This is a genomic window from Ruixingdingia sedimenti (genome assembly GCF_031432425.1).
In the GTDB taxonomy this organism is placed as follows: Bacteria; Pseudomonadota; Alphaproteobacteria; order Rhodobacterales; family Rhodobacteraceae; genus Ruixingdingia; species Ruixingdingia sedimenti.
Genome location: NZ_JAVKPH010000003.1, coordinates 100,377 through 124,862, shown reverse-complemented (window position 1 = coordinate 124,862; position 24,486 = coordinate 100,377). Strand labels below are relative to the sequence as shown.

The 24,486-nt window shown below is 68.7% G+C and carries 23 protein-coding genes; 13 read left to right on the top strand and 10 right to left on the bottom strand.

Features of this window, described 5'->3' with window-relative positions:
* Positions 1–13: 13 nt before the first annotated feature.
* The 6 genes from RGD00_RS04115 to RGD00_RS04090 form a co-directional block, all read right to left on the bottom strand.
* Positions 14–250 (bottom strand): acyl carrier protein, encoded by a 237-nt coding sequence (locus RGD00_RS04115; RefSeq protein WP_310456024.1) that lies wholly within the window; start codon positions 248–250, stop codon positions 14–16.
* Positions 251–408: 158 nt separating this feature from the next.
* Positions 409–1,146, bottom strand: a complete 738-nt coding sequence (fabG, locus tag RGD00_RS04110; RefSeq protein ID WP_310456023.1) for a 3-oxoacyl-[acyl-carrier-protein] reductase — start codon at positions 1,144–1,146, stop codon at positions 409–411.
* A gap of 125 nt (positions 1,147–1,271) precedes the next feature.
* Positions 1,272–1,844 (bottom strand): 50S ribosomal protein L9, encoded by a 573-nt coding sequence (gene rplI / locus RGD00_RS04105; RefSeq protein ID WP_310456022.1) that lies wholly within the window; start codon positions 1,842–1,844, stop codon positions 1,272–1,274.
* An 11-nt stretch (positions 1,845–1,855) separates the two neighbouring features.
* Positions 1,856–2,083: a 30S ribosomal protein S18 gene (rpsR, locus tag RGD00_RS04100; RefSeq protein WP_310456021.1), complete on the bottom strand. Its 228-nt coding sequence runs from the start codon at positions 2,081–2,083 to the stop codon at positions 1,856–1,858.
* A gap of 20 nt (positions 2,084–2,103) precedes the next feature.
* Positions 2,104–2,535, bottom strand: coding sequence for a 30S ribosomal protein S6 (gene rpsF, locus RGD00_RS04095; protein WP_310456020.1), 432 nt, complete (start codon positions 2,533–2,535; stop codon positions 2,104–2,106).
* Between the two features lie 167 nt (positions 2,536–2,702).
* A complete protein-coding gene (locus RGD00_RS04090; RefSeq protein WP_310456019.1) occupies positions 2,703–3,758 on the bottom strand; it encodes an MBL fold metallo-hydrolase in 1,056 nt (351 codons plus the stop codon).
* Positions 3,759–4,114: 356 nt separating this feature from the next.
* Between RGD00_RS04090 and RGD00_RS04085 the strand changes: the two genes are divergently transcribed.
* Positions 4,115–5,941, top strand: a complete 1,827-nt coding sequence (locus tag RGD00_RS04085; protein WP_310456018.1) for a M3 family oligoendopeptidase — start codon at positions 4,115–4,117, stop codon at positions 5,939–5,941.
* Between the two features lie 406 nt (positions 5,942–6,347).
* Here RGD00_RS04085 and RGD00_RS04080 read toward each other — a convergent pair whose 3' ends face one another.
* The 4 genes from RGD00_RS04080 to RGD00_RS04065 form a co-directional block, all read right to left on the bottom strand.
* Complete coding sequence (locus tag RGD00_RS04080; protein ID WP_310456017.1) at positions 6,348–8,234, bottom strand: acyl-CoA synthetase; 1,887 nt, start codon at positions 8,232–8,234, stop codon at positions 6,348–6,350.
* A gap of 117 nt (positions 8,235–8,351) precedes the next feature.
* Positions 8,352–8,783: a peptidoglycan-binding protein LysM gene (gene lysM, locus RGD00_RS04075; protein ID WP_310456016.1), complete on the bottom strand. Its 432-nt coding sequence runs from the start codon at positions 8,781–8,783 to the stop codon at positions 8,352–8,354.
* A gap of 75 nt (positions 8,784–8,858) precedes the next feature.
* Complete coding sequence (locus RGD00_RS04070) at positions 8,859–10,649, bottom strand: ABC transporter transmembrane domain-containing protein (protein WP_310456015.1); 1,791 nt, start codon at positions 10,647–10,649, stop codon at positions 8,859–8,861.
* A 352-nt stretch (positions 10,650–11,001) separates the two neighbouring features.
* Positions 11,002–12,390, bottom strand: a complete 1,389-nt coding sequence (locus RGD00_RS04065; RefSeq protein ID WP_310456014.1) for a UbiD family decarboxylase — start codon at positions 12,388–12,390, stop codon at positions 11,002–11,004.
* A gap of 103 nt (positions 12,391–12,493) precedes the next feature.
* Between RGD00_RS04065 and RGD00_RS04060 the strand changes: the two genes are divergently transcribed.
* The 12 genes from RGD00_RS04060 (at position 12,494) to RGD00_RS04005 (ending at position 24,471) form a co-directional block, all read left to right on the top strand.
* Positions 12,494–13,408, top strand: coding sequence for a LysR family transcriptional regulator (locus tag RGD00_RS04060; protein WP_310456013.1), 915 nt, complete (start codon positions 12,494–12,496; stop codon positions 13,406–13,408).
* An 87-nt stretch (positions 13,409–13,495) separates the two neighbouring features.
* Positions 13,496–14,089 carry a UbiX family flavin prenyltransferase gene (locus tag RGD00_RS04055; RefSeq protein WP_310456012.1) on the top strand — a complete coding sequence of 198 codons (594 nt, stop codon included), beginning with the start codon at positions 13,496–13,498 and terminating at the stop codon, positions 14,087–14,089.
* A gap of 225 nt (positions 14,090–14,314) precedes the next feature.
* The gene (locus tag RGD00_RS04050; protein WP_310456011.1) at positions 14,315–15,313 is read left to right on the top strand and encodes an ABC transporter substrate-binding protein; all 999 of its coding nucleotides are present in this window, start codon (positions 14,315–14,317) and stop codon (positions 15,311–15,313) included.
* Positions 15,314–15,375: 62 nt separating this feature from the next.
* Positions 15,376–16,185 carry an ABC transporter permease gene (locus RGD00_RS04045; RefSeq protein ID WP_310456010.1) on the top strand — a complete coding sequence of 270 codons (810 nt, stop codon included), beginning with the start codon at positions 15,376–15,378 and terminating at the stop codon, positions 16,183–16,185.
* On the top strand, positions 16,182–16,934 hold the full coding sequence (locus tag RGD00_RS04040; protein WP_310456009.1) for an ABC transporter ATP-binding protein: 753 nt from the start codon (positions 16,182–16,184) through the stop codon (positions 16,932–16,934). Before RGD00_RS04045 ends, RGD00_RS04040 begins: the two co-directional genes overlap by 4 nt.
* Before the next feature lie 38 nt (positions 16,935–16,972).
* Complete coding sequence (locus RGD00_RS04035) at positions 16,973–17,767, top strand: enoyl-CoA hydratase/isomerase family protein (protein WP_310456008.1); 795 nt, start codon at positions 16,973–16,975, stop codon at positions 17,765–17,767.
* Positions 17,768–17,772: 5 nt separating this feature from the next.
* Positions 17,773–18,939, top strand: a complete 1,167-nt coding sequence (locus tag RGD00_RS04030) for a thiolase family protein (RefSeq protein ID WP_310456007.1) — start codon at positions 17,773–17,775, stop codon at positions 18,937–18,939.
* 1 nt (position 18,940) lies between these two features.
* Positions 18,941–19,357, top strand: coding sequence for a Zn-ribbon domain-containing OB-fold protein (locus tag RGD00_RS04025; RefSeq protein WP_310456006.1), 417 nt, complete (start codon positions 18,941–18,943; stop codon positions 19,355–19,357).
* Between the two features lie 12 nt (positions 19,358–19,369).
* Complete coding sequence (locus tag RGD00_RS04020) at positions 19,370–20,917, top strand: class I adenylate-forming enzyme family protein (RefSeq protein WP_310456005.1); 1,548 nt, start codon at positions 19,370–19,372, stop codon at positions 20,915–20,917.
* Positions 20,914–22,065: an acyl-CoA dehydrogenase family protein gene (locus tag RGD00_RS04015; RefSeq protein WP_310456004.1), complete on the top strand. Its 1,152-nt coding sequence runs from the start codon at positions 20,914–20,916 to the stop codon at positions 22,063–22,065. The genes RGD00_RS04020 and RGD00_RS04015 overlap by 4 nt, the downstream gene beginning before the upstream one ends.
* Positions 22,065–23,033 (top strand): acyl-CoA dehydrogenase family protein, encoded by a 969-nt coding sequence (locus tag RGD00_RS04010; protein ID WP_310456003.1) that lies wholly within the window; start codon positions 22,065–22,067, stop codon positions 23,031–23,033. Before RGD00_RS04015 ends, RGD00_RS04010 begins: the two co-directional genes overlap by 1 nt.
* On the top strand, positions 23,026–24,471 hold the full coding sequence (locus tag RGD00_RS04005) for an NAD-dependent succinate-semialdehyde dehydrogenase (protein WP_310456002.1): 1,446 nt from the start codon (positions 23,026–23,028) through the stop codon (positions 24,469–24,471). The genes RGD00_RS04010 and RGD00_RS04005 overlap by 8 nt, the downstream gene beginning before the upstream one ends.
* The last annotated feature ends 15 nt before the right edge of the window (positions 24,472–24,486 follow it).

Below are 24,486 nucleotides of genomic sequence, written 5' to 3'. Positions count from 1 at the left end.
GGGGGCCGGACGGTCAGGCGTTGGCTTCGGTGATGAACTTCACCGCATCGCCGAAGGTCTGGATCGTCTCGGCCGCGTCGTCGGGGATCTCGATGCCGAATTCTTCCTCGAAGGCCATCACCAGCTCGACCGTGTCGAGGCTGTCCGCGCCCAGATCGTCGATGAACGAGGCGTTCTCGGTCACCTTGTCCTCTTCCACGCCGAGATGTTCGACGACGATCTTTTTCACGCGTTCCGCGATGTCGCTCATGGTCTTTCCTCTTGCTGCCGGGGCGCACCCGGGCTTGTCCCTTGCTCGTCCGAGCGGTTTACCCCGGCCACGCGCCGGGCTGCGGCCGGATCGGCTAGCGCCGCCTATAGCACAGTCGCGCGCACAGGCAAACGCTTTCCCATGGGCCCCCGGGGGGCTCAGATCATCGCCATGCCGCCGTTCACATGCAGCGTCGCGCCGGTCACATAGGCCGCCTCGGGGCTGGCCAGATAATGCACCGCCCCGGCCACTTCCTCGGCGCTGCCCATGCGGCCCTGCGGCACGATCGCCAGGAGCCGCGCCTTCTGGTCGTCGTTCAGCTTGTCGGTCATCGCCGTGGTGATGAAGCCGGGGGATACCACGTTCACGGTGATCCCGCGCGTCGCCACCTCGGCGGCCAGCGATTTCGACAGGCCCAGCACGCCCGCCTTGGCGGCGGCATAGTTCGCCTGCCCCGGATTGCCGATGGTGCCCACGACGGAACCGATATTGACGATCCGGCCCCAGCGGGCCTTCATCATCGGGCGGATCGCCGCGCGGCACAGCCGGAAGGTCGCCGTCAGGTTGACCTCGAGCACCTGCGCCCAGTCTTCGTCCGACATGCGCATCATCAGCCCGTCACGGGTGATGCCCGCATTGTTGACGAGGATGTCGAGCCCGCCCATCGCCTCGGCGGCCTGCTTCGGCAGCGCCTCGACCGCCTCGACGCTGCCCAGATCGGCGGGCAGCACATGTGCCCGCGACCCCAGTTCGGCGGCCAGCGATTCCAGCGGCGCCAGCCGCGTGCCCGACAGCGCCACCACCGCGCCCGCGCCGTGCAGCCGCCGGGCGACGGCCGCGCCGATGCCGCCCGATGCGCCCGTCACCAGCGCGGATTTGCCCGTAAGGTCAAACATGTTACCTCCTTACCCCGTTGCGCGCCTCTTATCCCGGCGGGGGGCGCGACTCAATCGCGGAAAACGCAGGAAGGCGGGTCGTTGCCGACCCGCCTTCCCGCATTCCGGCCCCTTGGGGCAAAGGCTCACTCGTCTTCCGACGCGGCGCCGCCGATATCGTCGAAAAGCTCCGCGATCTCGAACTCCGCCGCGGCCTCGGCCTCCGCCGCCAGTTCCTGGATCGACTTGCCCGAGGCTTGCAGTTCCGCCTCTTCGACCGACCGCGCGACGTTCAGCGTCACATAAGCGGTCACTTCGGGGTGCAGCACGACGGAAACCCGGTGCAGGCCCAGTTCCTTGATCGGGCGTTCCAGCACGACCTGCGCGCGGTTGACGGTGAAGCCCGCCGCGGTCGCGGCATCAGCCGCATCGCGCGTCGTCACCGACCCGTAGAGCGCGCCGGCGTCGGACGCCGACCGGATCACCACGAAGGACTGGCCGTCGAGTTTCTCGGCAACGGCCTGGGCCTCTTTCCGGGTTTCCAGGTTCTGCGCCTCGAGCTGCGCCTTGCGGACCTCGAAGCCCTGGATATTGGCGTCGGAAGCCCGCAGCGCCTTGCCCTGCGGCAGCAGGAAGTTGCGCGCGTAGCCGTCCTTGACCTTGACGACATCGCCCATCTGGCCAAGCTTGGCCACGCGCTGAAGCAGGATGACTTGCATCTTCGTTCTCCTTACTTCACGGCATAGGGCAGCAGCGCGAGGAACCGCGCGCGCTTGATCGCACGGGCCAGTTCACGCTGCTTTTTCGCCGAAACGGCGGTGATGCGGGCGGGGACGATCTTGCCGCGCTCGGAGATGTAGCGTTGCAGCAGGCGCACGTCCTTGTAGTCGATCGCGGGTGCGTTCTCGCCCGAGAAGGGGCAGACCTTGCGGCGGCGGAAAAACGGTTTGGTTGCCATTTTCTGTTCCTCTCCCCAGATCAGCGCCGGTCGCCGCGGAAGCCGCCGCGGTCGCCACCACGATCACCGCGGTCGCCACGATCACCACCGCGATCGCCCCGCTCACCCCGGTCGCCGCGCTCGCGGTCGTCGCGCTTCTGCATCTGCACCGAGGGACCGTCCTCGTGCTTGTCGACCTTCACGGTCAGCACGCGCATCACGTCGTCGTGCAGGCGCGCCAGACGCTCCATCTCCAGCACGGCGGCCGAGGGCGCGTCGGACCGCAGATAGGCATAGTGGCCCTTGCGGTTCTTGTTGATCTTGTAGGCCATCGTCTTGACGCCCCAGTATTCGGACGCGACGATCTTGCCGCCGTTGTCCGAAAGGACGGTCGAGAAATGTTCGACGAGGCCTTCGGCCTGCGCCGAGGACAGGTCCTGGCGTGCGATGAGGACATGCTCGTAAAGCGGCATGCGGTCTCCGATCTCAGGGGCGCATTTCATAGGACGGGCCACGCCTTCCGCCCCGTCCACGAGGGGATGCGCCGGTTGACATATGGGCGCGGAAGGATGGGGCCTTATACACGCGCCCGCGCCGGATGCAAGCGGGCGAAACACGCGTGCCGCGGAAGGTCGCCCCCCTACCGCCCCCCCGCCCCGCGCAGGGTGCGCATGCGCCAGTGTTCTCCCCGGCTCACCCATTCCAGGTCACCCTGCCGGATCATGTGGTTCACATGCGCCAGCGCCTCGGCAAAGGCGAACGAGGTCTGGTGCAGGTCGAGCTTGCGGTGGAACAGCAGCGGCAGCATCTCCGCCGTGCTGCGCGGGGCATCGGCACAGGCCGCCGCGATGATCGCGCAACGGTCGGCGTGATGGGCCGCCAGTTCGTCGATGCGCGCATGCAGCGCCCGCATCGGCCGGTGGTGGCCCGCCAGCGTCAGCGTGCCCTCGGGCACCACCGCCTTGAGCATGGCGAGCGAGTCGAGATACCGGCCGAGCGGATCGGCCTCGGGCTGCATCGCATGGACCGAGATATTGGGCGTGATCCGTTCCATCACCTGGTCGGCGGCCAGCAACAGACCCTCGGCCGGGCAATGCAGCATCGCCTGATCGGGCGAATGCCCGGCGCCCTTCAGCACACGGAAACTGCGCCCGCCGAGGGAAAGCGGCGTCTCCGCCTCCAGCACGTGGAAGTCGTTCGGCAGGGGCGTGATCTGTTCCATGTACCAGTGGCCGCGTTCGACCACCGCATCGGCATATTCCGCCGGCAGGCCGTGGCGGGCGTAGAAACGTTCGTAGAACTGGCCATGCACGGCCTCGGTCCCCGACAGGAAATACCGGCCGTAGAGGTATTCCATCTCGGTCATCCACAGCGGCAGGCCGAAACGGGCGCAGAGCCAGCCCGCCAGCCCCATGTGGTCGGGGTGGTGGTGGGTGACGATCAGCCGGGTGATCGGCCGGCCGCGCAGGGGGCCGGCCAGCATGTGGTCCCACAGCGCGCGGGTGGTGTCGTCGGCAAAACCCGCATCCACGATGGCCCAGCCGTCGCCGTCGTCGATGGCGTAGATATTGACGTGATCGAGCGCGAAGGGCAGCGGAAAGCGCATCCACAGCACCCCGGGCGCAACCTCGATGGCCGCACCGGGCGGGGGCGGCTCGGGGAAGGGCAAGGCGGCGGCGGTGGTCTGTGGCATCATGTCGGCTCCTCCTCGGGGGCCGGGACGCACCCCCGGAAGGGCGCCATCCGGCCCGGCGCGCACAGCTTTGCGCATCCGGCGGGCGAGGGAAAGGGCCCCGGGCACGAAATCCCGCCGCCCGGTTGTGCGGAAGGCGCCGCGCCGGGGGCCAGCCCCCGGACCCCCGGAGTATTTCCGGCAAGATGAAGCCGCGCCGCTTCTTTCGAAGGACGCCGAGCCGTCTTTCACCGTGATCCAAATATCCCGGGGGTCCGGGGGCTGGCCCCCGGCCCTGCCCTCGCCGCCCCGCCGCCTCTCGGGTTGCACCCGGGGGGGCGGAACCCCTAGATGGAGGCAGTACCATCCGAGAGGTTCCCATGACGCTGCCCCTGCCCCGCCCCGTTTTCGACGCCAACGCCGCCGCAGGCGGGCTCGGGCCGCTGCCCGAATGGGACCTGTCCGACCTCTACCCCGCCCCCGACGCCCCCGAGGTCGCGCGCGACCTCGACTGGCTGCGCGACGCCTGCGCCGGGTTCGCGGCGGATTACGAAGGCAAACTCGCCACGCTCGACGCCGCCGCGATGCTCGCCTGCGTGCGCCGCTACGAAGAGATCGACGTGGTGGCCGGGCGGATCATGTCCTTCGCCGGGCTGCGCTATTACCAGAACACGATGGACAGCACGCGCGCCAAGTTTCTGGCCGATTGCCAGGACCAGGTGACGGACCACACCACGCCGCTGGTGTTCTTCAGCCTCGAATTCAACCGGCTGGAGGAGGACCATCTGGCCGCCCTGCTGGCCGCGAACGCCGATCTCGCCCGCTACCGGCCCGTGTTCGACCGCATGCGCGCGATGCGCCCGCACCAGCTGTCGGACGAACTGGAACGCTTCCTGCACGACCAGTCCACCGTGGGCGCCGCCGCCTGGAACCGGCTGTTCGACGAGACGATGGCGGGCCTCACCTTCACCGTCGCGGGCGAGGAAGAGGATCTGAACCTCGAATCCACCCTCAACCTGCTGACCGACCCCGACCGCACCAAACGCGAGGCCGCGGCGCGCGCGCTGGCCGGCGTCTTCGACCGCCACATCAAGCTTTTCGCCCGCGTCCACAACACGCTGGCCAAGGAAAAGGAAATCGAGGACCGCTGGCGCAAGATGCCGACGCCGCAGCACGGAAGGCATCTGTCGAACCATGTCGAACCCGAGGTGGTCGAGGCGCTGCGCAACGCCGTGGTCGCCGCCTATCCGCGGCTCTCGCACCGCTATTACCGGCTGAAGGCGAAATGGATGGGGCTCGACCGGCTCCAGGTCTGGGACCGCAACGCGCCGCTGCCGATCGAAACCCCGCGCACCATCGGCTGGGACGAGGCGCGCGAAACCGTCAGCACCGCCTATGCCGCCTTCGACCCCCGCATGGCGGAACTGGCCGATCCCTTCTTCACCAGGGGCTGGATCGACGCGGGCGTCAAACCCGGCAAGGCCCCGGGCGCCTTCGCCCATCCCACCGTCACCACGGTGCACCCCTATGTGATGCTCAACTACCTCGGCAAGCCGCGCGACGTGATGACGCTGGCGCATGAACTGGGGCATGGCGTGCACCAGCGGCTGGCGGCGGGTCAGGGGGAACTGCTGTCCTCCACCCCCCTGACGCTGGCCGAAACCGCCAGCGTCTTCGGCGAGATGCTGACCTTCCGCAAACTGCTGGATGCGGCGGCGACGCCCGCCGAACGCAAGACCCTGCTGGCCGGCAAGGTCGAGGACATGATCAACACCGTCGTGCGCCAGATCGCCTTCTACGATTTCGAATGCAAGCTGCATGCCGCCCGGCGCGAAGGGGAACTGACGCCCGACGACATCAACGCGCTCTGGATGTCGGTGCAGGCGCAGTCGCTCGGCGATGCGTTCGAGTTCATGGACGGGTATGAAACCTTCTGGGCCTATATCCCGCATTTCGTCCACTCGCCCTTCTACGTCTATGCCTATGCCTTCGGCGACGGGCTGGTGAACGCGCTCTACGCAGCCTATGCCGAGGGGCTGGAAGGGTTCGAGGACAAGTATTTCGACATGCTGAAGGCGGGCGGCTCGAAACACCACAAGGACCTGCTGGCCCCCTTCGGCCTCGATCTGACGGACCCCGCGTTCTGGGACAAGGGGCTGAACATGATCGCGGGCTTCATCGACGAACTGGAGGCGATGGAGGGCTGAACCCGGCCGCCCTGCGGGGGATGGCGCAGCGGCGGGGGTTTTGCACCCCCGGCGCCGGCCGGTTCTCGAACCGGTGGCGAACCACCCGGCGCCCCGCAGGATATTTAGGGACGGAAAGTGAGCAGGGGCAGCGAAAGACCGACCCCCGTATCTTCAGGCCCCCGTATCTTCAGGCCCCGTATCTTCAGGCTGGACCCAAATATCCCCGCGCGGGGCGCCACCGACTTCGCCACCCGCACCTTCGCCGGGCCAGCGCGCGCCGCGCCTCACTTTCTGTCCCCAAATATCCCCGCCGGAGGCTCCCGCCCCCATCCCCCGCACCACCGCCGGGCAAAGGGCCGCGGCAGCGCCGGCGAGGGGGGCTCGATGCCCCCCGAGGCGGCGGTCCGGGACCGGCCGCCGGGGCTCAGCCCCATTCCCAGGGCACGGTGAAATTGCCCAGGACCTCCTGCGCCTTCGCCTCGTCCACCGTGCCGGTGCGGGCGAGGCGGGCGACGAGGCCGCGTTTCTTGTCCTCGAACACCTCGGCCACCTGCGCGGCCACGCCGCCCTCGGCCAGCGCCGCGTCATAGACGCGGGCGATGGCGCGCTTGCGCAGGTCGGGCTTGAAGATCTTGCCCACCGCCGTCTTGGGCAGTTCGGGCAGGATCTCGACATGTTTCGGCACCGCGGCGCGTTCGGCGATATGGTCGCGGGCATGCGCCATGAGTTCGTCCACCGTCACCGCACTGCCCGCCACCAGTTCGACATAGGCGCAGGGCAGTTCGCCCGCGAAGGAATCCGGCTGGCCGATGGCCCCGGCGAAGGCGACCGCGGGGTGGCGCAGCAGCGCATCCTCGATCACCGCGGGGTCGATGTTGTGCCCGCCGCGGATGATCAGGTCCTTCGCCCGGCCGGTGATCCACAGATAGCCGTCGGCATCCAGCCGCCCCAGATCGCCCGTGCGCAGATAGCGGCCATCGGCAAAAAGATCGCGGTTCTTGTCCACCTCTGTATAGGTCGAGCCCTCGAACACGCCGGGGTTGGCGACGCAGATCTCGCCCACCTCGTCCACCGCGCATTCATGGAAATCGCCGTTCTTGCGGGTCAGGATCCGCACCTGGGTATAGGGGAACGGAATCCCGACGGAACCGATCTTCTTCACCCCGTCGATCGGGTTGCAGGAAACGAGGCAGGTCGCCTCGGTCAGCCCGTAGCCCTCGGCGATCTCCACCCCGGTGGCCTGCTTGAAGCGGTTGTAAAGCTCTATCGGCAGGGGGGCGGATCCCGAAATGGCGCTGCGCAGGGTCGAGACATCGGCATTCACCGGGCGCTGCATCAGCGCCGCAATGGCGGTGGGGACGGTGATCATGAACGTCACCTTCCAGCGTTCGATCAGCTTCCAGAAATTGTCGAACACCCCGTCCCCGCGATAGCCCGCGGGCGTCGGGAACACCACATGCGCGCCCGAGGCGATGGCCGACATCAGGATCGGATAGGCCGCAAAGACGTGGAACAGCGGCAGCGGGCACATCAGCACGTCCTCATGCGTGAACAGCAATGTCGCGCCGAGCCAGCCGTTGTAGATCATGCCGCTGTATTTATGCTGTGCCACCTTGGGCATGCCGGTGGTGCCCCCGGTATGGAACATCGCCGCCACCCGGTCGGCGGTCGCATCCGCGAAGGTCAGCCGGTCGGCAGGGTGGCGGGCGCAGGCGGCGTTGAAATCCTGCACATCCGCGACATGTTCCACCGGGTTCTTGGGCCGCACCAGCGGCACGATCCAGCTTTTGGGCGGGGTCAGGTAGCGGTTGAGGTCGACCTCCAGCACATGGCGCACCTCGGGGGCGTGGCGCACGGCCTCTGCCACTTTCTGGGCCACATCCGTCTTGGGAAAGGCGCGCAGGGTGACGACGACCTTGGCCCTGGTCTCGCGCAGGATGGCGCTGATCTGTTCGGGTTCCAGAAGCGGGTTGATCGGGTTCACCACCCCGGCGATGGAGCCCCCCAGCAGTGCCACCGCGGTTTCCAGCGCATTGGGCATCACATAGGCGATCACATCGCCCTCGCCCACGCCGAGACTGCGGAACAGGTTCGCGGCCTGGGTCGAGCGCGCCAGCAATTGCGCCCAGGTCAGGGTCTGCGCCGGGTCCTTCGGCCCCGACATGAGCTGGAACGTGACCGCCGGCCGGCTGCCGTGGCGGCGCGCCACATCGGCCAGAAAGCCGTACATCGTCCCCGGAACCTGCCGGTCCGCCCAGGGGCTTTCGGCCTCGACCGCGTTGCGGTCCTCCATCGTGGCGAAACGGGCCATCGCAACTCTCCCCCCCTGAACGGTCTCCTCAAGGGGAAAATGGTGGCTTTTCGCGGGTCTGGCAAGCCTGACGCTGCGCGAGGGGCCGCGGCGCATGGCGCGCGGCCCCGTGGGGGGTCATTTCTGCGGGATGCGCAGCACCTGGCCCGGGTAGATCTTGTCGGGATGGGTCAGCATGGGTTTGTTGGCCTCGAAGATCTCGGGATAGCGGTTGGCGTTGCCGAGCGTCTTTTTCGCGATCGCCGACAGCGTGTCGCCCTTGACCACGGTGTGGAACACGGGCTCGTCGCCGTCCGCATCCGCCTCGACCGCTGCCACGCCCTCGACGTTGCCGACGGCGAGGATGATCTTTTCCTTCACCTCGGGCGACACCGCGGCGCCCTTGACCACCACCTTGTCGCCCTCGACCTTGATGTCCACCCCGGTGGTGTCGAGTCCGAGACCCGCGACCTCCTGCTTCAGCGCCTGTTCGTCGGGCAGCGTCGCGGCCTCCGCCTTGGACCCCAACAGCGATTTGCCCGCATCCTTCACGAAGGACCAAAGACCCATGTCACTCTCCTGCATCGCGGCCGGAACGTCCGGCCCCTGCCGGTTGTCGCCGCGCGGGGCGGGAAAATCAACCGCTCAGGCGGCTTCGGCCGCGAACTGCAACCGGGCGAGGCGCGCGTAAAGGCCCCCTTCGGCCACCAGTTCGTCATGGGTGCCGGTGGCGACGATGCGGCCGCCCTCGAACACCACGATGCGGTCGGCCTGCTTGACGGTGGCCAGCCGGTGCGCCACGACCAGCGTGGTGCGCCCTTGCGCGAGGCGCGCGAACGCCTCCTGCACCGCGCGTTCGGATTCGGCGTCGAGCGCGCTCGTCGCCTCGTCCAGCAGCAGCACGGGCGCGTCGCGCAGGATGGCGCGGGCGATGGCGATGCGCTGTTTCTGCCCGCCCGACAGCATCAGCCCGCGTTCGCCCACCTGCGTGTCGTAACCCTGCGGCAGCGCCATGATGAAATCATGCGCGGCGGCGGCGCGGGCGGCGGCCTCGACCTCTGCATCCGTCGCCTCGGGGCGGCCGAAGCGGATGTTGTCGCGCGCGGTGGTGGCGAAGATCACCGGATCCTGCGGCACCAGCGCCATCGCGGCGCGGAAATCGGCGCGCGCCATGTCGCGCAGGTCGATCCCGTCCAGCCGGACCGCCCCCGCCTGCGGGTCGTAGAACCGCAGCAGCAGTTGCAGGATGGTGGACTTGCCCGCCCCCGAAGGCCCGACCAGCGCCACGGTTTCGCCGGGGCGCACCGTCAGGCTGACGCCATCCAGCGCCGGGTGGCCGGGGCGCGTGGGATAGGTGAAGCGCACGCCCTCGAACGCGATCTCGCCATGGACGGGCAGCGGCAGCGCGACGGGCGCCGCCGGGTCGGCCACGGTATCGTCGGTGTGCAGCAGTTCGGCCAGCCGTTCCGTCGCGCCCGCCGCGCGCTGCAACTCGCCCCAGATTTCCGACAGCGCGCCCACGGCGCCCGCCAGCATCACCGCATAGATGACGAACTGCACCAGTTCGCCCGCCGACATGGTACCCGCGCGCACGTCATGCGCGCCGATCCACAGCACGCCGACCACGCCCGCAAAGACCAGAAAGATCACGATCACCGTCAGTTGCGCCCGCGTCGCGGTGCGCCGGCAGGCGGCGACGAAGGAATTTTCCGTGATCAGCGCGAAACCATGGCCGGTCTCGCGTTCGCGGCTGTAGGCCTGCACCGTCTGCACCGACAGAAGCGATTCCGACGCATAGCCCGAAGAGGCCGCGATCCAGTCCTGCGTCTCGCGGCTCAGCCGGCGCAGGCGGCGGCCCAGAAGCACGATCGGCACCACGATCGCCGGCACGATCAGCAGCACCAGCCCCGTCAGCTTGGCCGAGGTCAGCGCCAGCATCGCCAGCCCGCCGATCATCATCAGGATGTTGCGCAGCGCGACCGAGACGGACGAACCGATGACCGACTGGATCAGCGTGGTGTCGGTGGTCAGGCGGCTGAGAACCTCGCCCGTCATCATCCGTTCGTAAAAGGCGGGCGAAAGCGACAGGACCCGCTCGAACAGCGCGCGGCGGATGTCGGCCACCACCCGCTCGCCCAGGCGCGTCACCAGATAGAACCGCGCCCCGGTGCCAAGCGCCAGCAGCGCCGCGATCAGCAGCGCCGCGCCGAAATAGAGGTCGAGCAGTTCCTCGCCCGCGCCGAAGCCGTCGACCACCCGGCGCACCGCCAGCGGCAGCAAAAGCGACAGCACCGCGGTGGCCACCAGCGCCAGCCCCGCCCCCGTGATCATCCCGCGATAGGGCCGCAGGAAGGGCATCAGCCCCCGGAGCGCCCCGACACGGGCCTTGGTGGCGCGGTCCTCTGCCGCGGAGGGGCCATTTGCGGTCGCGTTCATGCCGTTTCCCTTCATGCCTCGGGCCCGTTTACGGACGCGGGGCCGGGCTGGCAAGCAGGGCAATCCGCCGCAGTGCGACAAAGGGCTGCGGGGGCCCTTGCGTCGCGGGGCGCGCGCCCCGGGGCGGATCGGTATTCATTGGGCGATCTGGCACACGGCGATCTGGCCGGGCGGGATCAGGAAACGCACCGCGTTTCCCCCGCCCGTTCGCGTGGCGGTGCCATCAGGGGCGATGATGCCTGGAACGCCGGGCAGGCGCTGGCCGGGCGCTTGGGCCCCCCGGTCGGGGCAACTCCACGCGCCGGATGTGGCGAAGGCACGGGCCTTCGCCAGACAGCGCGAAAGGGCTACGCTACAGAATACCCTCCAGCCCCGCGCCCGCGTCGATCACGGCGCCGAGGTCGATGGCCTCCTGCCCCGGCACGCGGATGCGGGTGAAGCGGAACTCGGGCGCGCCGGGCGGCACCGTGGCGTCCAGCCCCATCTTCGCGCCGAAACCGTCCTCGGTCGAAGGGTCGAGCTTCGACCCCTGCGCGCCCCCCACCACCACAAGGTCGCGGTCGGCCTGGAACCGCGTCGCCACCGCCCAGGCCACGCTGCGGGCATCGTGGATGTCCACATCCCCGTCCACCACCACGACATGCTTGATGTCGTAATGCGCCGCAAAGGCGCCGAGGATGACGTTCTTGGCCTCGCCCCGGCTGGTCTGGTGCAGTTGCACCACCAGATGATAGCGCCCCACCCCGCCGAGCGTCAGATGCACCGCGCGCACCCCGGGAAAACTGGACTGCAACGTGTTCAGGATCGTCGCCTCGCGCGGCAGCGCGCCGAGCAGCAGATGTTCCAGCCCGCCGCCGACGATGGTGTGGAACAGCGGCGCCTCGCGGTGGGTCAGGCGGTCCACGGCGATGACATGGCGTTCGGCCCGTTCGCCGTAATACTGCGGAAACTCGCCGAACGGCCCCTCGGGCGCGCGCCTGCGGGCCAGAAGCCGCCCCTCGATGACGATTTCCGCCTCCGCCGGCACCCGGATTTCGGACCCGATGCAGCGCGCGACCGCCAGCGGCGCACCGTAAAGCGCCCCCGCCACCTCCAGCTCGTCCCGGTCGATGGGCAGGATCGCCTGCGAGGCCATCAGACAGGCGGGGCTGCACCCCACCACGATGGCGACGTCGAGGTCGTGCCCCTCCGCCTCGGCCGCGGCAAAGAAGGCCAGCGTGTGCCGCGGCAACAGCAGCACGCCCAGTTCGCGCGGGCCGGAGACCTGAAGCCGGTGGATCGCCACGTTCTGCACCCCGGTGCGGGGGTTGCGCGCGATCAGCAGGCCGGCGGTGATATAGGCGCCGCTGTCATGTTCGTTGTGGGTCGGGATCGGCAGGCGGCCCAACAGATCGCCCTCTTCGACCACCACCTGCTGGCAGGGCGCCTCCGTCACCTCGCGCCAGGGCAGCGGATGGGCCGCCGCATGCTGGAATGCCGCGACCAGCCCGGCGCGATCCACGCCAAGCGCCTCTGCCATCCAGTCGCGGTCGGACAGAAGGCCCGACACCACCGTCATCCCGCCCCCGCCCGCATCGGGAAAGGCGGTGGCGGCGGTGCCGTCCAGCCGGTTGGCGATGCCCGCGATTTCATGCATCAGCCCCGCCCCCGGCCGGGCGATGGCCAGCCGCCCCGTCCGGTGCAGATGGGCCAGCCAGTCGCGCAATTCCGGGGCGCGGCAAAGGGATGTCGGCGCGTTCATGTCCTGCCTCTCGTTCCATGGTCGCGGCAGGGTGGAGGACCATACCTATAATCACCAGTAATTTCGGGTAATATCCACCATCACGATTCGCTATGGACAGACCATGGAACTGCGCCAGCTGCACTATTTCGTCGCCGTCTACGAAGAGGGCTCCATCACCCAGGCCGCGCATCGGCTGAACATCGTGCAGCCGGCGGTCAGCCAGCAACTGGCCAAGCTGGAAGGCGAACTGGGCGGCACGCTGTTCCAGCGCACCTCGAAGGGGCTCAAACCCACCTATCTGGGCGAAAACGCCTATCGGCTGTTCCGCCCGCTGGTGCAGGGGCTGGAGGCCGCGCGCCACGACCTGTCGTCGGACCGCCATCATGTGGGCGGCATGCTGTCGATCGGGGCCATCGCCTCGATCGCGCATGACATCCTGCCCGACACGCTGATCGCCATGGGCGCGCGCCATCCCGACGTGACCTTTCGCGTGACGGGCGGCTATTCGGCGGAAATGCTGGAACTGCTGCGCGTGGGCCGGATCGACGTGGCGATCATCAACCAGGGCCCGCGCCCCCGCCCCGACCTGATCGAGGAGGAACTGTTCCACGAGGGGCTGGCGCTGGTCTGCGCGCCCGATCACCCGGCGGTCCGGCGGGGCGGGCCGGTGGTGCAGGCGGATCTGGACCAGCTGGCCCTGCCCACCTTCCGCCACGGGCTGCGCGACGTGATCGACCTTGCCGCGCGCGAGGCGGGGCTGCGGCTCGACCCCAAGCTGGAATGCGACGAGATCGCGATGCTGGAACAGTTCGTCACCCGGGGCGGCCATGTGACGATCCTGCCGGCGGTGGCGGTGTTGCGCGGCCTGTCGGCGGGGCGGCTGGCGATCCTGCCGCTGGCCCCGAACACGCGCCGCCGGGTGGTCTTTGCCCACAGCGCCACCCGCCCGATGAGCCGGGCGGCACAGGTGTTCCTGTCGGGCCTGCGCGACCGCCTTCGCCGGGTGCCGCGCGACCTCATCACTCTGTCGTCATAGCGAATCGTGATGACAAACATCATCATTCCCTAGTGGATTGTGATACACGGCTGTGATCCATTCGTTCCGCAACAGGGAACGGGGCGGATGGCACAGGCGGGCGAAAACAGGCTGGTGATCGGCATTTCGGGCGCGTCCGGGGCGATCTATGGCATCCGCCTGCTGGAACTGCTGCGCGGCACGGGCATAGAGACGCATCTGGTGCTGTCCAAGGCCGCCGAAGTCACCATCGCGCTGGAAACCGGGCGCAAGATCGCCGCGGTGCGGGCGCTCGCCGACCGCTGTCACGGGGCCGATGACATGGCTGCGGCGGTATCCTCGGGGTCGTTCCGCACGATGGGCATGGTCGTTGCGCCCTGTTCCGTCCGCAGTCTGGCGGAAATCGCAAATGGAACAACGACCTCGCTGCTGACCCGCGCCGCCGATGTGGTGCTGAAGGAACGCCGGCCGCTGGTGCTGATGGTGCGCGAGACGCCGCTGCATCTGGGCCATCTGCGCAACATGGCGGCGGCGGCAGAGATGGGCGCGATCATCGCCCCGCCGGTTCCGGCCTTCTACGCAAGGCCGGAAACGCTCGACGCGATGGTGGACCATACGCTCGGCCGGGTGCTGGACCTGTTCGGCATCGACCTCGGCACCGTGCGCCGCTGGCGCGCGGAACCGCGGAAAGAGGCCGTCTGACGGCGCCCCGACGCCTGCCAGACCCCACCCGGCCCGGCCCGCAGCGCCCGGCCGGGTTGCAAACATGTTCCGCATTTGCATCGAAAACCGTTCCACCAATGGAACATGATGGAGGCAATCCAGCGTCTTTCTGAACGGGCCGGGCCACCCCATAGTGCCCACAGCCCGCGGGGAATCGGAAAAACCGGACCGGCGGGAGATCACGAAAAGGCTGGGGAGGAGCCGATGAACAGGATTTCACGTCGACAGATACTCAGGGGCGCAGGCGGACTGGCCGCCGCCGGGGCATTGTCCGGTTTCGCCCGTCCGGCGCTGGCGCAGGCGGCAGAGGTGCGTTGGGCCGGGCTGACGCCGGGCTTCACGGTGCTGATCACCCACTACATCCGCCACCACAAGCTGGACGAAAAGAACGGCTTCAAACTGGGCCCGGCGACGGAATACACCTCTGTCCCGACCTATTACGGCGATTTCGACGTCGGCAACTACGACGTCTGCATCGGCAGCTGGGACACTTTCGCCGTCCGCCACGCGGGCGGGGTGCCGCTTTCCTATGTGTGCAACATCACCACCGCGAACATGATCAACCTCGTCTCGCTGCGCGATACCGGCGCCGACAGGGTGGAGGATCTGGCCGGCAAGGTGATCGCCGCGCCGCAATCCACCGGCACCTACCGGATGGCCAAGGCGGTCCTGTCGGAATTCAGCAATATCGACATCGAGGCCAGTTCCACGATCCAGAGCGTGACGAACCCCGCCGCCTCGGTTTCGGTGCTGCGGGCGGGCAGTGCCGCCGCGGGCCTGACATGGGAACCGAACGTGTCCAACGGCATGGCCGAGGATCCCCGGATCCAGTCGATCTTCAACGTGGGCGAAACCTACACCAAGGCCACCGGGGGCGGCGTGCTGCCCTATTTCGGCGTCGCGGTGCGCAACGAACTGCTGGCGCGGGATCCCGGGGTGGGCGCAAAGATCGACGCGATGTTCAAGGACTGCATCGACGGGATCACCGGCGATGTCGAGGCCGCGGTGAACATCGTGGGCGAAACGACGGGCTTCCGCCCCGAGGTGCTGACCGAGGCGATCGCATCGCGGCGGCTGCATTTCGTCTATGCCTCGATGACCGATCCGGCGGCGCGCGACAACCTGCGCGGGGCGGCGGAATTCTGCGTGCGCAACGGCGCGCTGGCGCAGGTGCCGGACGACAGCTTCTTCATCAAGCTCTGATCCACCAGACCCGACCTGCGCGCCCCCCGGCGCGCGCAGGTCCAGAACCCCGGGAGAAGGCGGTGTCCGACACCAACGCAGAACAGACCGGCACGGCGAGGCCGGTGGAACCCCCGAAAGGCGGGCGCGAAAGCATCGTCCCCGTTCTGGTCGTCGTCGCGGCGCTGGTGGCGGTGGTGCAGGTCGCCAGCCAGTTCGTGCCGCCCTTCGTGCTGCCCTCGCCCGCCGCCATCGTGCGGGCGATGATCGACATCCTGAGCACGCAATACGTCCATATGGGCATCACCGCGCTGCGGCTTCTGGTGGCGCTGGCCTTTGCGATGGTTCTGGGCGTGGTCCTGGGCATCATCATGGGGATCTTCCCCGGCATCCGGCCCTATCTGCGTTCGCTCATCATCATCGACACCGGCATACCGGCGCTGTCCTGGATGCTGCTGGCGATCTTCTGGTTCTCGCAGCCGGAAATCCGCATCTTCTTCATCCTCTCGGTGATCCTGGTGCCGTTCTATGCGCTGAGCATCTACGACGGCATCCGCGCCCTGTCGCGCGACTATGTGGAGATGATCGAAAGCTTCCGGCCAAGCCGGATGCAGGTCCTGCGCTATCTGATCCTGCCGCATATCGTGCCCTACATCCTTTCGACCACCAAATCGGTGATCGGCTATGCGATCCGCATGGCGATCTTTGCCGAACTCGTCGCCTCGGCCATCGGCATCGGATCGCGGATGAGCCTCGCGCAGTCGATGTTCCGCATCGACCTGGTGATGGGCTGGACGGTGATCCTGGTGGTGGCGAACATCGCGCTTCAGGCGGCTCTGAACGCGCTGGACAAGGCTCTTCTCAAATGGCGCCCGGAGGCTTCCGTCAGATGACCGACCAGACCGTGATCCGCCTCGAAGGCGTGGGCAAGGCCTATGGATCGTTCCGGGTGCTGTCCGGCATCGACATGCAGGTCCACAAGGGCGAGATCGTCGCCCTTCTGGGCCAGACCGGCGCCGGCAAAAGTACCGTGATGAACATGATCATGGGCACGCAGGAGGCGACCGAGGGCACGATCCGCGTCGCCGGGCACGACCCCCATGCCGAATTCGCCCGGCTGCGCGGCAAGCTTGCCGTCAGCTTCCAGACCGACCGCCTGCTGCCCTGGCGCACCGCGGTGGAAAACTGCGAGCTTGGCCTGCTGATCCTCAAGATCCCGGCGGCAGAGGCGCGCAAGCGTGCGCTGACCTGGCTGTCGCGGGTCAAGCTCGACGGGGCGGCGGACAAATATCCGCACGAACTGTCGGGCGGCATGCGGCAACGGGTGTCGCTGGCGCGCGCGCTGTGTGTGGACCCCGAACTGGTGCTGCTGGATGAAAGCTTCAGCCAGCTGGACCATGTGACCTCGCGCACGCTGCGGCAGGATTTCGCGGCGGTGGTGCGCGAATACAAGAAGACCTGCCTCTTCGTCACCCACCGCATCGACGACGCCATCGAAATGGCCGACCGCGTGATCGTCCTGCGCCCCAAGGTGGGCGTGGCGCTGGAAGAAAGCATCGACGACACGCTTCGTGCCGACCCCGCGCAGGCCGCGGCCCTGCACGGCCGCATCGCCGCCTGCATGGACGGCGATCCCGCATGACGGCCCCCAAAGGCCCCCGCACAACCAAGGAGCAATCTGTGAGCTATCAGGACATTCTTGTCGAACAGGTCGAAAGCTGGCTGGAAATCCAGATCGACCGGCCGGAAAAGCTGAACTCGCTGCGCGAGACCACGGCGTCCGAGATCCTCGACGCGATGGCCGCCGCCGAACATGACCGCGCCATCCGCGCCGTCATCCTCAAGGGCAGCGAAAAGGCGTTCTGCACCGGAATCGACACCTCGGAATTCACCATCGCCGACAACGAATATTTCGACTTCTACCGCCTGCGCCGCCGCAGCCGCAAGGTGAACCGCCTGTTCCGCGACCTGCCCGACTACACCAAGCCCGTGATCACCGTGGTCGAGGGCTTTGCCCTGGGCGGCGGGCTGGAACTGGCGCTGGTGGGCGACATCATCGTGGCGGGCGAAAAGGCGCGGCTCGGCCTGCCGGAAATCCGCCTGGGGCTGATGCCCGGCGGCGGCGGCACGCAGACCCTGCCCCGCCTGATCGGCAAGCCGCTGGCGAAGGAACTGATGTGGACCGGCCGGCGCATCACCGCCGCCGAGGCGCATCAGATGCGGCTGGTCAACCACGTCACCCCCGCGGGCGCGGCGCTGGACAAGGGGCGCGAGATCGCCCGCACCATCGCGGCCAACGCGCCGCTGTCGGTCATGCTGACCAAGGGCGTCATCGACCGCGGCATCGACATGTCGCTGGCCGACGGGTTCGCCGCCGAGGGCGACGCCTCGTTCATGCTGTATTTCACGCGCGACCGTCAGGAAGGGCTCGGCGCCTTCCGCGAAAAGCGCGAACCGCAGTTCAAGGGAGAATGAAGGGCATGCCGAAATCCGATATCGTCATCGCCGCCTATGCGGAAACCCCGGTGCTTTTCAAATCGGGCCGCAGCGCCTATGACTTCGCCGGCGAGGCGCTGGCGCAATTGCTGGAACGCAGCGGCATCGACAAGGCGGAAATCGACGGCATGGCCGTCACCGTGCCGCTGAGCGAATGTTCCAACCCGTTCTTCGCCGTCTACATGGCAGAGGCGCTCGGCCTGTCGCCCACCTGGCTGAACTATGGCGGCACCGGCGGCTGTTCGGCCACTGGGGGCGTGGCGCGCGCCATGTCGGCGATCCGCGACGGCCATTGCGAGGTGGCGGTGGTGATGTCGGCCGACGCGCCCTCGACCCGGTGGGCCGCGAACTACGGCGCCTACCGGACCGAGTTTCAGGATCCCCAGGGCGTGCAGGGCCCGCCGGCCGTCTTTGGCCTGCTGATGAGCCGCTATGCGCATCAGTACAAGCTGCGCCCCGAGGCGCTGGCCAAGATCGCGATCACACAGCGCAACCACGCGCTGCTGAACGACAACGCGCTGGACAAGTTCCGCAAACCGCTGACGGAGGAAGATTATTTCGCCTCCAGGGTGGTGGCCGATCCGCTCAGGATGCTCGATTCGGTGATGTTCTGCGATGGCGCGAACGCGTTTCTCGTGATGACGCGGGAAAAGGCGGATGCGCTCGGCATCAGGAAATACGTCCATCCCACCGCCTATGCGGAACTGACGAACGTGAACGGCACCGACCCGCTGGCCGATGTGACGGAAACCGGCTTTTCCAGGATCGCGCCCAAGATCTGGGCGCAGTCGGGGCTGAAACCCGCCGACATCTCGATGTTCCAGCCCTATGACGATTTCACCATCGCGGTGCTGATGAAGTTCGAGGATTTCGGCTTTTGCGGCCGGGGCGAGGGCAGCGATTTCGTGATGGCGACCGATCTCAGCCATAAGGGCGATCTGCCGCTCAACACCGGGGGCGGACAGATTTCGGCCGGGCAGCCGGGACTGGCCAGCGGCGGGCTCAACCTTGCCGAGGCGGTGCGCCAGCTGATGGGCGAGGGCGGGGCGCGGCAGGTCGCCAATCCCAAGAACGCGCTGGTCACGGGGATCGGCGTCATTCCATTCGCGCGGAACTGGGGCACCAGCGCCGCCATGATCCTGGAGGTCTGACATGTCCGACGCCGTTGCAACCCGCCCGGTCCCCAAGCCCAACACCTTCGTCGATACCCGCCCCTTCTGGGAAGGGGCGAAGCGCAAGGAGCTGTGGCTGCAATATTGCCGCGACACGGGGCGTTTCCAGCACTATCCGCGCCCGGTGTCGATCTATACCGGCTCGCGCAACCTCGAATGGCGGCAGGTCACGGGCAAGGGCGTGGTCTATGCCGCGACCGTGATCCGCATCCCCGGCACGGGCACCGAGGGCCGTCTGCCGCTGAACGTGGCGACCATCGACCTCGACGAGGGCGCGCGCCTTCTGGGCAACATCACCAACGCCGAGCCGGGCGCGGTGCAGATCGGCGCGCGGGTGGACCTCGACTGGGAACGGCTGGCGGACGACATCTGGTATCCCGCCTTCCGGCTGGTCTGAACGGGGGCTGCCGTGCGTCTTGAAACGATCCTTCTGTCCCATGCCCGCGCCCATCCCGGCAAGACCGCGCTGGTCTGCGGCGACGAACGGCTGACCTGGGCGGATCTGGGCCATCGCGTCCGGGCGGTGGCGCGGGGGCTTCTGGCGCGCGGCATCGGCCCGGGCGACCGGGTGGTTCTCTACATGTCGAACCGGGCGGAATTCGTCGAGGCGTTCTTTGCCATCCAGGCGGCGGGGGCCATCGCGGTGCCCGTCACCACAAGGCTGACCCCGCGCGAACTGGCGTGGTTCCGGGCCGACAGCGGCGCGGGGCTGGTGATCTGCGACGCCGCGGCCGCCGGGGCGGCGCGGGCCGAACTGGGCCCGGATGTGGCGATGATCACCGCCGGCGGGCAGGCAGAAGGCTTTGCGGGGTTCGACACGCTGCGCCTGCCCGGCGACACGCCCCTGCCCCCGGTGGCGGTGGACCGGGACGAGGCCGCGATCCTTTATACCTCGGGCACCACGGGGCGGCCCAAGGGCGTGGTGCTGACCCATGCCAATATCCTCGTCTGTCACGGCTACATGAACGCGGTGGACTGGGGGATCGGCGGCGATGACACCTATCTTGTCGCAGCACCCATGGCGCATCGCGCCGGGATGGGGCGGATGATCAACGCCATGCTGCTCGGCGGCACGCTGATCGTCATGACCCGTTTCGACCCCGACGACATCCTTGCCGCCATCGCGCGCGAACGGGTGACGGTGATGGGGCTGGTGCCCACGATGGTGCGGATGATGATGCCCGCGCTCGACGCAGCACCCGAGCGCGCCGCCAGCCTGCGCCGCCTTGCCGTCACCGGCGAGGCGTTTCCCGTGCCGCTGAAGGAACGGCTGATGGCGCTGTTGCCGCAACTGGAAATCGTGTCGTTCTTCGGCATGACAGAGGCGGGCGGCGTCACCGGGCTCATGCACCGCGAACAGGTCACGCATGCCGCATCGGTCGGCCGCCCCTCGCCGGGGGTGGAGGTGCGGATCGTCGCCGAGGACGGCCGCGACGTGGCCCCGGGCGAACCGGGCGAACTGCTGGTGCGCGCGGGCCGGCCGGGGGCCTTCACGGTGATGAAGGGCTATTTCAACCGCCCCGAGGAAACCGCCGCCGCCTTTACCGACGGCTGGTTCCGCACCGGTGACATGGCCCGGCAGGATGCCGACGGCTATCTCTATATCGTCGACCGCAAGAAGGACATGATCGTGTCCGGCGGGTTCAACATCTATTCCAAGGAGGTGGAGCTGACCATCGGCGAACTGCCGGGGGTGGTGGATGTGGCGGTGATCGGGGTGCCCGATCCGGTCTTTGGCGAGGCGGTGGTGGCGGTGATCGAAACCGGCCCCGCCGCGCCCCCCGACCCCGCGGCGGTGATCGAACACTGCCGCAGCCGCATCGGCGGCTACAAGAAGCCCAAACATGTCCTCTACCGCGACCGCCTGCCCCGCAACGCCACCGGCAAGGTGCTCAAACGCGAAATCCTGCCCGCCGCGCTGGCGGAACTGGGCCTGACGACGGAGCCCGCGCCATGATCCGCCCCGAAACCCCGGCCGAGGCCGCCTTGCGCGCCGAGGTCCGCGCCTGGCTGGAAACGGCGGTGCCGCCGCATCTGGCCCATACCACCTTCCGCCCCGCCCCGGCAGAAGCGATGGAATGGCACCGCCGGCTGGCCGAAAAGGGCTGGATCGCCCCGCATTGGCCGAAAGAGCACGGCGGCATGGGCGCAAGCCCGGTCGAACAGGTCATCCTGTGGGAGGAATTCGCCCGCGCCGGCACGCCCGACATCCCCTCGCAGGGGCTCAACCATATCGGGCCGCTGCTGATGGCATCGGGCACGGCCGACCAGATCGCCCGCCACCTGCCGCCGATCCTGTCGGGCGACGTGATCTGGTGCCAGGGCTATTCGGAACCCGAGGCCGGGTCGGATCTGGCCGGGCTTCAGACCCGCGCGCGGATCGACGGCGGCGATCTGGTCATCGACGGGCGCAAGATCTGGACCACCTGGGGCCATCACGCGGACTGGATGTTCGCGCTGGTGCGGACATCCGGCAAGCGGCGGCAGGGGATCACCTTCGTGATGTTCCCGATGGACACGCCCGGCATCACCACCCGCCCCATCACCACCATCGCCGGGGATGCGGAATTCGCCGAGGTGTTCCTCGACGGGGTGCGCGTGCCGCTGGCCAATGTGGTGGGCGCGGTGGACGAGGGCTGGAAGGTCGCGACCGCCCTGCTGGACGAGGAACGCATGCATCTGGGCACCCCGGCGCAGGCCAACCGCGCGCTGGTGCGGCTGGAACGGCTGGTGGCGCGCATGCCCGCCCGCGCGCAGCGGGACTGGGCCGGGCGGCTCGACCAGGCGCGCGACGCGGTGGAAACGGTGACGGCGGCCTATCTCGACACCGCCGAACGCTTCGCGGCCGGAACGGCGGTGCCCAATGAATCGAGCGGGCTCAAGATCCTCAACACCGAGGCCGTGCACGAGATCCTCGATCTGGTGCAGGAGGCCGCGGGCGGCATGGCCGCGCGGCGGGGGCCGCTGATGCAGGGGGACGCGCGGCTCGACCTCAACGAGATGTTCTTGCAGGCCCGGCGGCTGCCGATCTACGGCGGCGCGAACGAGATCCAGCGCACGATCCTCGCGACGCGGATCATGGGGTTGAACGGGGGGCGCGCCTGATGCCGGTCTGGTCGGACGAGGATCGCATGATCGCCGACAGCGCGGATGCGCTGTTCGCCGCCCTCGGCGGGCGGGCGCGGCTGCGGGGCGGCGGCGGCGGCGCCTTGGACCGCCTGCTGGCCGAAGGCTGGGGCGGGCTTTTGCTGGATGAGGACCGCGGCGGGCTCGGCTTCGGGCTGCGCGGCGCGGTGGTGGCGCTGGAGGCCGCGGGCCGCAATCTTGCGCCCGAACCGCTGGCCGGGCTGGCGGTGGCGGCGCAGGTGCTGGACCGGCCCGACCGGGAACCCCGCACCCTGCCCGCCTTCGCGGTGCCGGACGGCGGTGGCTGGCGCACCGGCGCGGTGCCGGGGCTGGCGCAGGCCGGGGCCTTGGCGGTCTTTTGCGCACAGGATGCCGCCCTGCGCCTTCTGCCCCGCGATGCGCCCGGGCTGGTGGTGGACCCTTTCGCCACGGTGGACGGCGGCAGTTCCGGCACGGCATGGTTTCCCGCCGATGCGGGCACGGTGCTGGCCACCGGCGCACAGGCGCTGGCGCTGGCCGATGCCGCCCGCGCCACCCTGCGGCTGCTGGCGGCGGCGGAGCTTGCGGGGCTGTCGGCCGCGGCGCTGCGCCTTACCGTCGATCATGTCGAAACGCGGCGGCAGTTCGGGGCGGCGCTGTCCAGCCATCAGGTGATCCAGCACCGTCTGGCCGATGCGCATGTGCAGGCGATGGCGGCGCAGGCGCTGGTCTACGAGGCCGTGCGCGCCTTCGACGGCGGGGCCCGCGATGCGGGGGCGCGCGCCGCCTACCGCCGCGCCGCCCGCGCCGCCCGGCTGGCCACGCGCGAGGCGATCCAGTTCCACGGCGGCATCGGCTTTACCGACGACTGCGACATCGGGCTGTTCTTCAAGCGCGCCATGGCCCTGACCGCGGCGCTGGACGCCCTCGACCCCGACCCCGACCTGACGGAGACCGCGCATGACTGACGCCCCCCACCCCTATGGCCCGCTGGAAATGCTGATCGACGGCAAATGGACCGGCGACGGCGCGGCGGGCGAGGATGTGTTCGACCCGGCGACGGGCGAGGTTCTGGCGCATCTGCCGCATGCGGCGCCCGACGATCTGGACCGCGCGGCAGCGGCCGCCGCCCGGGCCTTTCCGGCATGGCGGGCGCGCAGCGCGCTGGACCGCGGGCGCATCCTGCGCCGGGCGGCGGACCTGTTGCGCGACCGCGCCGACCGCATCGCCTGGATCCTGTCCACCGAACAGGGCAAGCCGCTGGCACAGGCGCGCATCGAGATCGGGGTATCCGCCGATACGCTCGACTGGTGCGCCGAAGAGGGGCGGCGCATCTATGGCCGGATCATCCCGAGCCCCGTCCCCGGCGTCGAATACCGCGCGCTGAAACAGCCCGTGGGGCCGGTCGCGGCCTTCACGCCGTGGAACTTTCCCCTGATGATGCCCGCGCGCAAGGTGGCATCGGCGCTGGCCAGCGGCTGCACCATCGTGCTGAAACCATCCGAGGAAACGCCCGGCGCGGCGGTCGAATTCGCCCGCGCGTTGCAGGATGCGGGCCTGCCCGATGGCGTGCTGAACCTCGTTTTCGGGGTACCGGGGATGGTGTCGGAACGGTTGATCGCGCATGACGCGATCCGCAAGATCACCTTCACCGGATCTGTCGGGGTCGGGCAGCATCTGGCGGCGCTGGCCGCGCGCCACGGGGCCAAACGCTGTACGATGGAACTGGGCGGCCATGCGCCGGTGCTGGTGATGGAGGACGCCGATCTGGACCGGGCGCTGGACCTTCTGGGCCCGTTCAAGTTCCGCAATGCCGGGCAGGTCTGCATCGCGCCGACGCGCTTTTACGTCCACGACAGCCTGCACGACCGTTTCGTCGACGGCATGGCACAGATGGCCAAGGGGCTGACGCTCGGCCCCGGGACCGCGCCGGGCACCGGCATGGGACCGCTTGCCAACCCCCGCCGCGTCGCCGCGGTGCGCGACCTAGTGGAGGATGCGGTGGCGCAGGGCGCGCGGCTGGTCACGGGCGGCGCGCCGGTCGGCAACCGGGGGTATTTCTTCGCCCCCACGGTGCTGGCCGACGTGCCCGAAACCGCCCGGATCATGAACGAGGAACCCTTCGGCCCCGTGGTCGTCACCGCCCGCATCGCATCCGTGGACGAGGCGATCGACCGAGCGAACCGCCTGCCCCTGGGGCTCGCCGCCTATGCCTTCACGCGCTCTGCCGCCACCATCGCCCGGCTGGCCGAAGGGGTGGAGGCCGGGATGCTCGGCGTCAATGCCATCGCGGTTTCCACGCCCGAGGCGCCCTTCGGCGGCGTCCGCCACAGCGGTTACGGCAGCGAGGGCGGCATCGAGGGGATGGAGCCCTACCTTGTCACCAAACTTCTGGCGCAGGGCTGAGCGCGGGTTTTTCGG

Excerpts from the sequence above, each read along its gene's own strand:
- RGD00_RS04115 (WP_310456024.1), bottom strand. The coding sequence starts at position 250 with ATGAGCGACATCGCGGAACGCGTGAAAAAGATCGTCGTCGAACATCTC.
- fabG (WP_310456023.1), bottom strand. The coding sequence starts at position 1,146 with ATGTTTGACCTTACGGGCAAATCCGCGCTGGTGACGGGCGCATCGGGC.
- rplI (WP_310456022.1), bottom strand. The coding sequence starts at position 1,844 with ATGCAAGTCATCCTGCTTCAGCGCGTGGCCAAGCTTGGCCAGATGGGC.
- rpsR (WP_310456021.1), bottom strand. The coding sequence starts at position 2,083 with ATGGCAACCAAACCGTTTTTCCGCCGCCGCAAGGTCTGCCCCTTCTCG.
- rpsF (WP_310456020.1), bottom strand. The coding sequence starts at position 2,535 with ATGCCGCTTTACGAGCATGTCCTCATCGCACGCCAGGACCTGTCCTCG.
- RGD00_RS04090 (WP_310456019.1), bottom strand. The coding sequence starts at position 3,758 with ATGATGCCACAGACCACCGCCGCCGCCTTGCCCTTCCCCGAGCCGCCC.
- RGD00_RS04085 (WP_310456018.1), top strand. The coding sequence starts at position 4,115 with ATGACGCTGCCCCTGCCCCGCCCCGTTTTCGACGCCAACGCCGCCGCA.
- RGD00_RS04080 (WP_310456017.1), bottom strand. The coding sequence starts at position 8,234 with ATGGCCCGTTTCGCCACGATGGAGGACCGCAACGCGGTCGAGGCCGAA.
- lysM (WP_310456016.1), bottom strand. The coding sequence starts at position 8,783 with ATGGGTCTTTGGTCCTTCGTGAAGGATGCGGGCAAATCGCTGTTGGGG.
- RGD00_RS04070 (WP_310456015.1), bottom strand. The coding sequence starts at position 10,649 with ATGAACGCGACCGCAAATGGCCCCTCCGCGGCAGAGGACCGCGCCACC.
- RGD00_RS04065 (WP_310456014.1), bottom strand. The coding sequence starts at position 12,390 with ATGAACGCGCCGACATCCCTTTGCCGCGCCCCGGAATTGCGCGACTGG.
- RGD00_RS04060 (WP_310456013.1), top strand. The coding sequence starts at position 12,494 with ATGGAACTGCGCCAGCTGCACTATTTCGTCGCCGTCTACGAAGAGGGC.
- RGD00_RS04055 (WP_310456012.1), top strand. The coding sequence starts at position 13,496 with ATGGCACAGGCGGGCGAAAACAGGCTGGTGATCGGCATTTCGGGCGCG.
- RGD00_RS04050 (WP_310456011.1), top strand. The coding sequence starts at position 14,315 with ATGAACAGGATTTCACGTCGACAGATACTCAGGGGCGCAGGCGGACTG.
- RGD00_RS04040 (WP_310456009.1), top strand. The coding sequence starts at position 16,182 with ATGACCGACCAGACCGTGATCCGCCTCGAAGGCGTGGGCAAGGCCTAT.
- RGD00_RS04030 (WP_310456007.1), top strand. The coding sequence starts at position 17,773 with ATGCCGAAATCCGATATCGTCATCGCCGCCTATGCGGAAACCCCGGTG.
- RGD00_RS04025 (WP_310456006.1), top strand. The coding sequence starts at position 18,941 with ATGTCCGACGCCGTTGCAACCCGCCCGGTCCCCAAGCCCAACACCTTC.
- RGD00_RS04015 (WP_310456004.1), top strand. The coding sequence starts at position 20,914 with ATGATCCGCCCCGAAACCCCGGCCGAGGCCGCCTTGCGCGCCGAGGTC.
- RGD00_RS04010 (WP_310456003.1), top strand. The coding sequence starts at position 22,065 with ATGCCGGTCTGGTCGGACGAGGATCGCATGATCGCCGACAGCGCGGAT.
- RGD00_RS04005 (WP_310456002.1), top strand. The coding sequence starts at position 23,026 with ATGACTGACGCCCCCCACCCCTATGGCCCGCTGGAAATGCTGATCGAC.